This window comes from Jeotgalibacillus sp. JSM ZJ347 (assembly GCF_044383825.1).
Taxonomy (GTDB): Bacteria; Bacillota; Bacilli; order Bacillales; family Jeotgalibacillaceae; genus Jeotgalibacillus.
Genome location: NZ_JBISEN010000001.1, coordinates 848,429 through 861,996, shown reverse-complemented (window position 1 = coordinate 861,996; position 13,568 = coordinate 848,429). Strand labels below are relative to the sequence as shown.

The following is a 13,568-nucleotide window of genomic DNA, read 5'->3' as shown; positions in this document are numbered from 1 at the left end:
ATGTTTGATCATACTACTGTCCTTCTTAAAGAAACAGTTGATGGACTAAATATAAAAAAGGACGGTATTTATGTGGACTGTACGCTTGGCGGAGCAGGACACAGTGAGTACTTATTATCCCAGTTATCCAACGAAGGTCATCTTTACTGTTTTGACCAGGATGAAACCGCAATTGAACATGCAAAAGAAAAATTGAAGCCTTACGATGGACAGGTTACATTTATCCAGTCAAATTTCAGGCATTTGAAAAGTGAATTAAATGAACTGGGTGTAGAGAAAGTTGACGGCATTTTATATGACCTTGGTGTTTCTTCACCACAGCTTGATACACCTGAAAGAGGGTTCAGCTATCACCACGATGCACCATTGGATATGAGGATGGATCAATCATCTCCATTATCAGCTAAAGAAGTTGTAAATGAATGGGCTTATGAAGATCTGGTCAGAATTTTTTTCAGATATGGGGAAGAAAAATTTTCAAAGCAGATTGCCCGGAAAATTGAAGCAGCACGTGAGCAAAAAACGATTGAAACAACTGCAGAACTTGTTGAACTGATTAAAGACGGCATTCCGGCACCGGCAAGAAGAAAAGGCGGACATCCGGCAAAGCGGATTTTTCAGGCAATCAGGATTGCTGTTAATGATGAACTTGGTGTAATTGAGGAATCTTTGGAGCAGGCAATTGACATGCTGAATCCTGGGGGAAGGATCAGTGTCATAACGTTCCACTCTTTAGAAGATAGAATCTGTAAGACGATGTTCAAGGAAGCTTCTAAAGGACCGGAACTGCCGCCAGGGCTGCCGGTTATTCCGGAAGGCTATGAGCCTGTGCTGAAACTCATAACAAGAAAACCGATTACAGCAAGTGAAGAAGAATTAGAACATAATAATCGTTCAAGATCTGCAAAACTTAGAATTGCAGAGAAAAACAAATAAAAACAGAGATCAGTGAAATGGGGGAATTAGAATGATGAACACTGCAAGGAAGGTCGAGCAAAAGCCGTCCATTCAAACCAGGCCTAAAAAAGTACTGAGAAAAAGATCTTCTGCATTTACGCTCGGTGAAAAAGTAATCGCCGCTGTATTTGCAGCATTTGTTTGCTTTGCGAGTCTTCATATTATTAGTGCACAGGCTGAGATCTACAGTACGAACAAAGAAATCCAACAGTTGGAATCTAATGTGGTAGCGCAGGAAAATGTTAATAACGACCTGACCATTCAAGTGAGCCAGATGAGTACATATGAACGGGTATGGGAAAAGGCAAAAGAACTTGGACTTACGCTGAATGATTCAAATGTCAAGGTTGTGCAGCAGCCATGAGGAAATTGAAAAAGAATTGGGGAGCCTACCTGCTGTTTACAGTATTTAGCGCTCTCTTTTTTTTATTAATCACACGATTCCTGACGTTACAAATTACAGGGGAAGCAGAAGGCCGTGACTTAGCAGCTCAGGCTCAGGCACAATATGCAAGAAGTCAGATTCTCGAAGCTGAAAGAGGAAAAATCCTTGACCGTAATGGAGAAGTGATCGCTGAAGATACGCAGACGTATAAAATTGTTGCGGTTTTAGATGAAAACCTGACAACGAATGATGATAATCCAAGACATGTCCTCGATCCGGAAGAAACTGCTGCGACTCTTTCTGAATATCTCGATCTTAGTGAGCCTGAGATATTCGATATTTTAACGCAGGATAAAAAGCAGGTCGAATTCGGAACAGCAGGAAAAGACATCCCGCTTGAGATTAAGCAGAAAATCGAAGAGGCTGAACTCCCGGGGATTTTCTTTCTCCAGGATTTAAAACGCTTCTATCCAAACGGCATTTTTTCTTCACACCTGATCGGGTATGCCCAGCCTGAAGAAACTGAGGATGGTATGATGAAAACGGTTGGTCAGATGGGAGTTGAAAGAAATCTGAACGACTATCTTGAAGGAGAAAACGGTAAGTTATCATTCGAGACAGATGCACGTGGATTTTTACTTCCTGGTGGAGAAGAGGCTATTCAAAAAGCGAAAGATGGTCATGACGTCTATCTGACAATTGATAAGAAAATACAGACGTTTCTTGAAGATGCGCTAAGTCAGGCAGCAGAAGAATATAACCCTCAGAAAATGTTTGGTGTTGTAGCTGATGCAAAAACAGGAGAGATCCTGGCGATGAGTCAGCGGCCGACATTTGATCCTGATACGAGAGTCGGATTAAGCGACAACTGGTACAACCAGATTGTCGAAAGTACTTTTGAACCCGGCTCGACTTTTAAGACGTTTTCACTTGCAGCAGCAGTTGAAGAAGGCGTGTTTAATCCGAACGCCACTTACCAGTCAGGTTCATATGATGTTCTTGGACAGGAAATCAAAGACCATAACGTCAGTGGCTGGGGAACAATCAGTTACTTGGAAGGTGTTCAGCGGTCGTCAAATACTGCTTTCGCCAAATTGCTTGAACAGATGGGTGACGATGTATACAGAAACTACCTCGATGACTTTGGTTTTGGACAACAAACTGAAATTGACTTGCCGAACGAAGCGCCCGGGACAATCCTTTATAATTATCCACTTGAAAAAGTAACGACCATTTTCGGGCAGGGTAGTACTGTAACTCCGCTTCAGATGATACAGGCTGAGACGGCAATTGCCGGAGATGGAAAGATGAAAAGACCTTTTGTCCTTTCAAAAGTAGTAGATCCTGAAACAGGAGAAGCTGTCTATGAAGGTGAACCTGAAGTGAGCGGTCAGCCGATCTCTGCTGATACGGCAGCCAAAGTCAGAGAATACCTTGCAACAACGGTTACCAGTGAAGTAGGAACCGGTCAGCCTTTCAGTATTCCAGGCTATGAAGTATCAGGAAAATCAGGCACAGCAGAGATTCCAGACCCTGCAACCGGACGCTATATGACAGGAAGGTCCAATTATCTTTTCTCATTTATTGGTATGGCACCTGCTGATGATCCTGAATTAATTGTCTATATTGGTATTCAGCAGCCTGACCTGCCACCGGATGAAATCAGTTCTATTCCGGTTTCAAAAGTTTTTAACCCGGTCATGTTAAACAGCCTGAAGTACCGTAATATTCAGCCGGCAGAAGCGCCTATGAGGGAAAGTGTGATGGTTGAGAATTACGAGGGACAGCCGGCTGCTTCTGTAAAAGAAGCGCTTGAAAGTAAAGGATTGTCCGTGGAATTGATCGGTAACGGTGATATGATCAATCATCAATCCGTTGTGAATGAAGAGTTAATGGCTGGAGAACGATTAATCCTTGTGACTGATGGAGAGCTGACGATTCCTGACTTCACCGGATGGTCTTACAGGGATGTTGTGAAAGCAGCTGCAGCAGCAGATCTTCAGTTAAATGCAACTGGTGCGGGATATGCCGTCTCACAAAATCTCACAGCAAATACAGTAATCAGTTCAAATCAGCCACTCACTGTAAAATTTGAAACACCTGAAGAAACCAGAACAAGATTAAGTCAGCCGGAAGATGAAAGTGAACTTCCGCAGGACTGAGCCTAAAAAGCCTTTTCTGATCACATTGATCAGAAAAGGCTTTTTGCATATGAAATGGTTCTCATCATACGATGAATATATAGATTCTTGAGACAGGGGGAAGAGTGTGCAGCATTTTTCTGAAAGGCTGTTAAAAAAAAGACTGATGTTTGTCCTGTTATTATTTTTATTCATGCTGACGATCGTAGCAGCTAGACTTTTTTATGTACAGGTAGTTGTTCATGAGCAACTATACAAAAAAGCCGTTGAAAGCTGGACACGTGAACTGCCCTTAGAGCCAAAAAGAGGGACAATATATGACCGCCAAGGTGAGCCGATTGTATTAAATGAATCTGCACCTAGCCTTTTTATTATTCCAAAACAAATTGAAGACCGCGAGCATACAGCTTCCCAGTTAAGTGAGATCCTGAAAATCTCATCTGAAAAAGCATTAACATTTGTTAATAGAAAAGGATCAATCGAAAAATTGCACCCTGAAGGAAGAAAACTTAGTTATGAACAAGTAAGAGCACTTGAAGGAGCCTCTTTGCCAGGCGTTTATATCGCTGATGATTACAAACGTTCTTATCCGCATGGGAGAATGCTGTCTCATGTTCTTGGTTTTATCGGAGTGGATAACAGGGGGCTATCCGGGCTTGAATTATTATATGATGAACAGCTGTACGGTCAACAGGGGGCAGAAGGGTTATTTACCGATGCGAAAGGAAAGGAAATGGAGAAAGCTGGTACTTATCACAAAGATCCGGCCCATGGGATGGATCTTCACCTGACAATTGACCTGGATGTTCAAAATGTCCTTGAAAGAGAACTGACGAACGCTCAGGAGAAATATGATGCAGATCAGATATTAGCGATCGCAATGAATCCCAAGACAGGTGAAATTCTCGGTATGGCTTCAAGACCTGATTTTGAACCTGCAAATTATCAGAAATTCTCCCCGGATATTTATAACAGGGTGCTTCCAATCTGGAGAACTTATGAGCCGGGATCAACTTTTAAAATTATTACGCTTGCTGCAGCGCTTGAAGAGGGATTGGTTGATCTTGAAAAAGAACAATTTTATGACAGTGGTCATTTAGAGGTAGGCGGGGTTCATCTGCACTGCTGGCAGCGGGAAGGTCATGGCAGCCAGACGTTTCTTGAAGTTGTCCAAAATTCCTGTAACCCCGGATTTATTGAACTGGGGAACAGATTGGGTAAAGACAGGCTGCTGTCATATATTCATGACTTCGGTTTTGGGCAGAAAACCGGAATTGATTTAACGGGAGAAGCAAGCGGAATCTTATTTAAACCGGAAAACATGGGTCCGGTTGAGCAGGCAACGACAGCTTTTGGTCAGGGGGTATCAGTTACGCCGATCCAGCAGGCTGCTGCAGTATCTGCAGTCATTAATGGCGGAACCCTGCCAACCCCGACCATTACGAAAAAATGGACGGATCCGTTAACCGGTGACACAATCAATGAAGTGCCGGTCAAGATGAAGAAAAAAGTCATTTCAGAAGGTGTATCAGCAGAAATGAGAGAAGCGCTTGAATCAGTTGTTGCCCAGGGAACAGGGCGCGGAGCATTTGTTGAAGGTTACAGGGTTGGCGGGAAAACAGGGACTGCACAAAAAGTAGAAAATGGACAGTACATGAAAGACAGCTATATTGTTTCTTTTATCGGATTTGCCCCAAGTGATGATCCTGAAATACTCATTTATCTCGCGGTGGATCATCCGAAAAATACGATTCAATTCGGTGGAGTTGTAGCTGCCCCGATTGTTGGAAAAATGATTGAAGAATCATTAAATGTGTTAGGAATTGAAAAAAGAAATGATCAAATAGAAAAAGAAGTCAGATGGACAGATCCACCCGAAGTGAAAGTGCCGGATCTGAGAGGAAAAACGAAAAGTGAACTGCTGGAAATGCAAATGAACGTTAAGCTTGATATCAAAGGTGAAGGTAAAAAAGTGATCAGGCAATCACCTGAACCGGGGACTGTGATTTCAGAAGGCGCAACACTCCGAATATTTATTGGTCAATAGCATTCTTTCGACCTATCAGTTAAGATAACAATATAAGAAATGTTCGAGGAGTTGGATGTATGAGACTTTCAGAGCTGACAGGCTGTCTGCCCTTTTATGAGAAAAAAGGCCCTGAATCAGATCCTGATATTCTTAAGATCTGCCATCATCATGAAGATGTGGAACCCGGATCCCTTTTTGCGGCAATGAAAGGTGAGCAGTCAGACGGGAGGGTCTATATAGATAGAGCCATTCAAAATGGTGCAGCTGCTGTACTGTCGGATACAGAATACGACCTGCCTGTGCCATTAATTATTGTCAGACACCCGCGGCATGCCCTGGCGTATATTGCAAATCATTTTTATGATTATCCCAGTTTTGATATGAATGTGATCGGAGTGACAGGAACGAACGGGAAAACGACTGTCACGCATATGGTTCAGGGGATGCTCGAGCTTTACGGAATGAAGTCCGGTATTATTGGAACGCTCTATATGAAACAGGGAGATCAGATAAAGAAAGCAGAAAACACAACGCCTGACAGCCTTTTGCTGCAAAAGACCCTTGCTGAATTCCGAGCTGAAGGAGTAGGGACTGCTGTACTTGAAGCTTCTTCTCATGGGTTATCACAAGGCAGACTCTATGGGTGTGATGTAGATATTGCCATTTTTACAAATATCACGCAGGATCACCTGGACTATCATGAAACAATGGAACATTATAAATGGTCTAAAACATTACTTTTTTCACAGCTCGGACATTCACATATAAAACATATTCCGAAGTTTGCAGTGTTAAATCATGATGACCCATTTTCAAAAGAGATTGCAACCGCAACCTCTGCGCATGTCGTTACCTATGGCCTGACACCGGAGGCGGATATTTATGCTGAGGATATTAAAGTGGATAAAGAAGCTACTGCATTTACACTCTGCACGCCGTATGGAAAAACCAGGGTTGAATTGAAATTTGCAGGGTTGTTCAATGTCTATAATGCACTGGCGGCTGCTGCGGCAGGCTTTGTTAAAAAGGTGCCGGATCATCTAATTGCAAAAGGTCTTGAAAGTGTGAGCGGTGTACCGGGCCGCTTTGAAATCGTTAAGCATCAAGGCCCCTTTACAGTCATTGTTGATTACGCTCATACACCTGACAGTCTGAAAAATATTCTGGAGGCAGCGGTAAAAATGAAGCCTGAAAACCTGACTGTTCTGGTAGGCTGCGGCGGAGACAGGGACCGTGCGAAAAGACCGGTTATGGCGAGAATTGCTTGTCAATACGCAGACCGTGCTATTTTCACATCTGATAACCCTAGAAGTGAAGATCCTAAAAAAATTCTAAGGGACATGGAAAAGGGTGTTCATGGTCAGCATTATCACATGATTGAAGACAGGCGGGCTGCAATCAGTTTTGCCATCGAAAAAGCGTCACCGGGAGACATTATCCTTATTGCAGGAAAAGGACATGAAACGTATCAGCTCATTAAAGGAGAAAAAATTCCATTTGACGATAAATCAGTGGCACAGCAATTTTTGAACGCACGCCACGCTGAAAGTAAGTAGTATAGGTTATGTTAAAGGTAGCTGGTGATTTTCGCTGTAGGGGGAACGCTTTCTGCAGGGCGTGCGGTGAGCCTCCTCAACGCTGCGCGTCTGCGGGGTCTCATCTGTCACGCTTCTCCTGCTGGAGTCGACCCCCTTCCGCTACAATCACCAGCTGTATTTAAACATCATTAGTCTTTAATATAGCTTCGATGTAAAAAAGCGGTCATTCATAACGGAGACGTTCTTATCTATGCAAATTATTGAACTAAGCGAGTCAAATATTCTTATTTAGTAATTTAAGTGAAGTGTAGCGAAACGGTTAATCAAAGGTTGTGACAAATGTCCAGCCTTTTTTTAGTTGAAAACCTTCTTTATAGAGGTAATGAAATTAAAATGTAAAAAACTTTAGCATTAAAATCACTATAATTATGGTAAAATGAGAGATTGTCAGCATACAACATAAAAAGTACAATAAAATGGAACGATTTGTTAGGAGGAAGCAAGATGTCAGTTTGGGCTGTGCTATTGGCAGCAATATTCGGGTTTGGAATTTCCGCGGCAGCAGCGCCGGTTTTCATTCCATATTTAAGAAGGTTAAAATTTGGACAAAGTATCAGGGAAGAGGGTCCCGAGTCCCACCAGAAAAAATCAGGTACACCAACGATGGGCGGACTAATTATTTTAAGTGCAATGACACTTGCCACAATTATTGTCAGTGCTATCTACGGCGTTCTTTCAGTTACAACGCTTTTACTGTTAATGGTTACAATCACTTTTGGTGTTTTAGGATTTTTAGATGATTTTATTAAAGTTGCAAAAAAGAGAAATCTGGGACTGACGTCAAAACAGAAGCTTCTCGGGCAAATTGTGATTGCAATTATATTTTATATTATTTTCAGTGCAAATGACTTTTCGTCGATTATTTCAATTCCGTTTACATCAATTGAAATAAACCTTGGAATTTTATATGTAGCCTTCGTGATTTTCTGGCTGGTCGGTTTCTCTAATGCAGTGAACTTGACCGACGGACTAGATGGTCTTGTTTCCGGAACAGCGGTTATTGCATTTGGAGCATTTGCATTAATTGCATGGCAGCAGGAGCAGCTTGCACTGGCTATTTTCTGTATGGCTGCTGTAGGAGCACTGCTTGGCTTCTTGTTATTCAATGCGCACCCGGCAAAAGTATTTATGGGAGATACAGGCTCTCTTGCACTTGGTGGAGCAATCGGGACAGTATCATTATTAGCAAAACAGGAAGTGTTGCTATTATTAATTGGTATTGTTTTTGTACTTGAAACTTTATCTGTCATGATACAGGTGACATCTTTTAAAACTACAGGAAAACGAGTGTTCAAAATGAGTCCGCTTCATCACCACTTTGAACTGACTGGGTGGTCAGAGTGGAAAGTTGTCACTGTCTTTTGGACAGTTGGTCTTGCTGCGGGAATCTTGGGCGTTCTGATAGGAGTGTATGGCTGATGATTAATTACAAAGGGTATCAAAATAAAAAAGTACTGGTTGTCGGACTTGCTAAAAGTGGTGTTGCAGCCTCTTTACTGCTTCACAAACTCGGTGCTTTTGTAACAGTGAATGATTGGAAACCACTATCAGAAAACAAAGATGCCCAGCAGCTGCTTGATCAGGGCATCAAAGTAATCTGTGGAAGTCATCCGGTTGAATTGCTGGATGAAGGCTTCGAATTAATTGTTAAAAACCCGGGTATACCTTATTCAAACCCTCTGATTAAGGGTGCTATTGCTAAGGGGCTCCCTGTTCTGACAGAAGTGGAGCTCGCTTATAACATCAGCGAAGCAGCGATTATCGGGGTAACAGGTACAAATGGTAAGACGACTACAACTACGCTGATTCATGAAATGATTACTAAAGATGGTAAGAAATCATATGCAGCAGGTAATATTGGGACGGTCGCAAGTGAAGTAGCTCAAATTGCAAAGAAGGATGAGGCTATGGTTGTGGAATTATCATCTTTCCAGCTGATGGGTATCAAACAATTTGCACCCTCCATCTCAATTATTACGAATATCTATGATGCTCATCTGGACTACCATGCTTCAAAAGAGGAATACGTGGAAGCAAAAGCAGCGATTACAAAAAATCAGACAGCTGATGATTACCTAATTGTCAATGCGGATCAGGACGAACTGATGACAGCAATCAGTCAGAGCAAAGCAACGCTTATTCCTTTTTCTACAAAACGGTATTTGGATCAGGGTATCTCAACTGACGGCGAGCAGATTTTTATGAACGGTGAAGCAGTCGTTTCACTGAATGAGATTGTCCTTCCGGGAAGGCATAACCTTGAAAATATCATGGCGGCAATCGGTGCAGCCAGAATTTACGGGGTGTCAGATGAAAGTATCAGACAAGTTCTTTCGGAATTCTCAGGTGTGAAGCACCGTACACAATTTGTCAGAGCATGGAATGATATTAAATTCTATAATGATTCAAAAGCAACAAATATACTTGCAACCCAAAGTGCGCTCGATGCATTTCAGGCCCCGACGATTCTATTATGCGGCGGTCTTGACAGAGGAAACAGCTTTGATGAATTAGCCGGATCAATGTCTAATGTTAAAGCAGCCGTTGTTTTTGGTGAAACTGCAGACAAAATGGCGGAAGCAGCTAATATCGCAGGGGTGAAATCTATTGTCAAAGTAGAGGATGTAAAAGCAGCGGTAGCCGCAGCTTCAAATGCTGCTGAGAGCGGTGATGTTGTTTTACTTTCCCCTGCATGTGCAAGCTGGGATCAGTATCCAACATTCGAAGTTCGTGGAGACATATTTATTGAAGCGGTGAATAAGCTGAAGTAAATACGTTGAAGGGACGAATGGTATGGATCGTCTGCTATTTACTTTCGTAATGATCTGCTCATTATTTGGTGTTTTGTTAATTGATAGTGCAAGCAGCGTATGGGCATTAGACCGTTTCGGTAATGCCCATTTTTTTTCGTTAAGACAGGCTGTTTTTCTTGTTGCCGGTCTGGTGGTCATGCTGATTGTATCAAAAGTTGATTATCTCTTTTGGTACAGGCATGCAAAATCCATATATATCATTACAACCCTGTTGCTTGTGGTTGTGTTAATTCCAGGGATTGGTCTTGAGAGGAATGGTTCACAAAGCTGGATCGGCGTTGGGCCTCTATCAATACAGCCTGCTGAACTTGCAAAAGCTGGTGTTCTGATGATGACAGCAGGTCTGATTAGTACAATGAGAAAAAAACCTGCAATGAAACAGACATTTTTCCTGATGCTCGTTGTATTAATTCCATTTGGCATTGTGATGCTTCAGCCGGACCTTGGTACTGGAACCGTCTTAGCGGGAAGCGGTTTGTCACTATTATTTTTGGCTGGTGTGAGTATCAGATTTTTTTTATGTCTGTTTGGATTTGGGGTGGCAGGGTTTGCAGGGCTCGTCATTGCTGCACCATATAGAATGCAAAGAATTTATTCATTTATAGACCCTTGGCAGGATCCGCTTGGAGCCGGGTTTCAGATTATCCAGTCACTTTATGCAGCTGGGCCCGGTGGTCTTTTTGGTGCCGGGTTTTTCGCGAGCAGACAAAAACATTTTTATCTGCCGGAACCTCAGAATGACTTCATCTTTGCAATTGCAGCTGAAGAATTAGGGCTTGCTGGAAGTCTGTTGATCGTTCTTTTGTTTTCTGTCGTCATTTGGAGAGGAATTCTGATTGCCATTCATGCACCTGACAGCTTCAGTAAGCTGCTTGCAGGAGGGATCGTTATTTCCCTTGGATTACAGGCTGTCATGAATATATCAGTCGTGATCGGGTTAATTCCTGTAACGGGCATTACGCTCCCTTTTTTCAGCTATGGGGGCTCATCACTGATGGTTGTACTTGGCATGAGCGGTATATTATTAAATATCAGCAGGTATGGCAAGTAGCTATTTTACATTTTCATGACGATCAACAATTTTCTGTATGTTATATACGTTCAATAGTGTAGTATTAAGTTAGATTTATAAAGAGTAATGTGATTGTGGTCAAACCGCATGACTGGAGTGAAAGAAATGAAACGCAAGCCGGTTGTCTCACTGGAAGACAGAGTTCCACAATTAAGACAGCGCCGGCGTAAAAGAGCGAACAGGCGCTTAATTGGAGTAGTTCTGCTTTTCGTTTTTCTGATTACGATTGTGTTGTACTTTCAATCTCCTTACAGCAAAGTGCAGAATATTCAATTATCAGGGAACAGTGAGATCTCTGATGAACAGACAATCCGGTTAAGTGGGCTTTCAACCGGAGACCCGTACTGGACATTAGATACTGAAGAAGCTGAAAAAAAGCTTCAGGATAATCATATGATTAAAAATGCAGAAATTAAAAGGGATTTCCCTCTAAATGTAGAAGTAAAGATTGAAGAATTTAATAAAGTAGCACTTAACAGAGAAGGGCAGCTGTATAAGTCAGTATTTGAAAACGGCTTTATAAGTGAACCTCAAACAGTGCAGGAGATTGATTTCAGTGCCCCGGTCCTGAATGGTTTTACGCAGGGAGAGGTGCTGAATGACCTTGCATCCGCTTTGTCAGATCTTCCTGATAACGTACTAAACTCAATTTCAGAAGTGCATTACTCCCCTTCTGAAGTAGATTCCAATAGAATCATATTATATATGAATGATGGTTTTGAAGTTCATGCAGTGATACCTACGCTGGTTGAAAAAATGACACATTACCCTTCTATTGTTAGTCAGCTGAATCCTGACGTTAAAGGCGTTATCGACCTCGAAGTCGGATCCTACTTCCGTGCTTATGAAACTGGAGAAACAGCAAACGGGGAGACAGAGGAAGCGCTTGAGGAACAGATTGAAGAAGCAGCTGAAGGGTTGCCGGACAATGATGTACCAATCATTGAGGATAGCTCAGAAGGATAAAACTGCTAAAGTATGAATTTGTCAGTAATATCGGTCATTTATTACTTTTCTGCGTATCTCAATTGGTGTAGACTATACCTATTGAGGTTTCAGCATGAAACCGGTATATAGTTTTCTTTTCAACAATGAAAATTAAAAGAAACGCTATGTTAAAGGTGATTGATATTTTAGCACAGCTGATGATTGGAGCGTAGGACGGTGGCTCATCGCCCGAAACGGAAATCAACAGCCAACTTTAACAGAGTCAATATTAAAAATGAATGATTTTAAAATGAACATTTACAGGTTTGAAGGAGGTGCCACACGTGAGCAACAACGAGTATTATGTCAGTCTTGACATCGGATCATCATCTGTAAAAGTAGTTATTGCAGAGCTGGTCCATGATTCAGTTAATATTATAGGGGTCGGAAACGTACAGTCTGAAGGAATCCGTAAAGGATCAATTGTTGATATTGATGAAACCGTACAATCTATTCAAAAAGCAGTCGATCAGGCTGAACGGATGACGGGTCTTTCAATACATAATGTAATTGTCGGAATACCAGCAAATCATGTCGCCCTGCAGCCATGCCATGGAGTAGTGGCAGTTTCTACAGAAGATAAAGAAATACGTGATGAAGATATTGCCCGTGTAATGGATGCGGCACAGGTAATGCCAATGTCTCCGGACAGAGAGCTCATTAATGTCATTCCGCGTCAGTTTATTGTGGATGGTCTTGATGAAATTAAAGATCCACGTGGCATGATCGGCGTGAGGCTTGAGCTGGAAGGTACGGTTGTGACGGGTTCAAAAACTATGCTTCACAATATCCTGCGATGCGTAGAAAAAGCGGGTTTGCAGGTGGCAGATATCTTTTTACAGCCGCTCGCAGCAGGTACAATCGCACTTTCTAAAGATGAGCAGGATCTTGGTACTGCAATTATTGATATCGGTGGAGGTTCCACAAGTATTGCAGTGTTCGAACACGGACATCTGATTGCAGCATCGACGATACCTGCCGGTGGTGAACACATTACGAAAGACCTTTCAATTGGCTTGAGAACAACAACGGATGATGCTGAAAAAATCAAACGTAAACATGGTCACGCTTTCTATGATTATGCATCAGAAGATGAAGTATTCAGTGTACCAATTATCGGCAGTGATCAGCACCAGCAATTTAATCAGCTGGAAATCTCTGATATCATTGAAGTACGAATGGAAGAGATGTTTGAACTGGTAGTGAATGAATTAAAAAGGCTTAACATCCATGATTTGCCTGGCGGATTTGTTCTTACTGGCGGATCGGCTGCAATGCCGGGCGTACTTGAGCTTGGACAGGCGGTGCTTCAAAACCAGGTTCGTGTAGCAGTACCTGATTATATTGGGGTCAGAGAGCCTCAGTATACAACTGCAGTCGGATTAATTAAATATGCGTACAAGCATGCCAAGTTACAGGGGCAGTCGGATAAGAAGCCGTCAGCTTCAGAATTTGACCATCAGGAATATGCACAAAAACCAAGAAATTCTGAAACAAGTACGAAGCAGCAAAAGCCAAAGCAGAAAAATGAAGAGGGAAGATTTAAGAAACTGTTTGGATACTTCTTTGAATAAAGAAGGGTATCC

10 protein-coding genes are annotated in these 13,568 nt (G+C 42.2%); all 10 read left to right on the top strand.

Features of this window, described 5'->3' with window-relative positions; all coding sequences use genetic code 11:
- Window positions 1-936 (top strand): 16S rRNA (cytosine(1402)-N(4))-methyltransferase RsmH, encoded by a 936-nt coding sequence (gene rsmH, locus ACH6CZ_RS04430; protein ID WP_374096201.1) that lies wholly within the window; start codon window positions 1-3, stop codon window positions 934-936.
- A 31-nt stretch (window positions 937-967) separates the two neighbouring features.
- The gene (gene ftsL, locus ACH6CZ_RS04425; RefSeq protein WP_374096200.1) at window positions 968-1,321 is read left to right on the top strand and encodes a cell division protein FtsL; all 354 of its coding nucleotides are present in this window, start codon (window positions 968-970) and stop codon (window positions 1,319-1,321) included.
- Entirely contained in the window at window positions 1,318-3,504 is a 2,187-nt protein-coding gene (locus ACH6CZ_RS04420; protein ID WP_374096199.1) for a penicillin-binding transpeptidase domain-containing protein, read from the top strand. Before ftsL ends, ACH6CZ_RS04420 begins: the two co-directional genes overlap by 4 nt.
- Before the next feature lie 145 nt (window positions 3,505-3,649).
- Entirely contained in the window at window positions 3,650-5,530 is a 1,881-nt protein-coding gene (locus tag ACH6CZ_RS04415; protein ID WP_374096514.1) for a stage V sporulation protein D, read from the top strand.
- 59 nt (window positions 5,531-5,589) lie between these two features.
- Window positions 5,590-7,068, top strand: a complete 1,479-nt coding sequence (locus ACH6CZ_RS04410) for a UDP-N-acetylmuramoyl-L-alanyl-D-glutamate--2,6-diaminopimelate ligase (protein WP_374096198.1) — start codon at window positions 5,590-5,592, stop codon at window positions 7,066-7,068.
- Between the two features lie 486 nt (window positions 7,069-7,554).
- Window positions 7,555-8,529: a phospho-N-acetylmuramoyl-pentapeptide-transferase gene (gene mraY, locus ACH6CZ_RS04405; RefSeq protein ID WP_374096197.1), complete on the top strand. Its 975-nt coding sequence runs from the start codon at window positions 7,555-7,557 to the stop codon at window positions 8,527-8,529.
- A complete protein-coding gene (gene murD / locus ACH6CZ_RS04400; protein ID WP_374096196.1) occupies window positions 8,529-9,881 on the top strand; it encodes a UDP-N-acetylmuramoyl-L-alanine--D-glutamate ligase in 1,353 nt (450 codons plus the stop codon). Before mraY ends, murD begins: the two co-directional genes overlap by 1 nt.
- Window positions 9,882-9,903: 22 nt before the next feature.
- Entirely contained in the window at window positions 9,904-10,974 is a 1,071-nt protein-coding gene (gene ftsW, locus ACH6CZ_RS04395; RefSeq protein WP_374096195.1) for a putative lipid II flippase FtsW, read from the top strand.
- A 126-nt stretch (window positions 10,975-11,100) separates the two neighbouring features.
- Complete coding sequence (locus tag ACH6CZ_RS04390) at window positions 11,101-11,961, top strand: cell division protein FtsQ/DivIB (RefSeq protein WP_374096194.1); 861 nt, start codon at window positions 11,101-11,103, stop codon at window positions 11,959-11,961.
- 305 nt (window positions 11,962-12,266) lie between these two features.
- A complete protein-coding gene (gene ftsA, locus ACH6CZ_RS04385; RefSeq protein ID WP_374096193.1) occupies window positions 12,267-13,556 on the top strand; it encodes a cell division protein FtsA in 1,290 nt (429 codons plus the stop codon).
- Window positions 13,557-13,568: the final 12 nt, after the last annotated feature.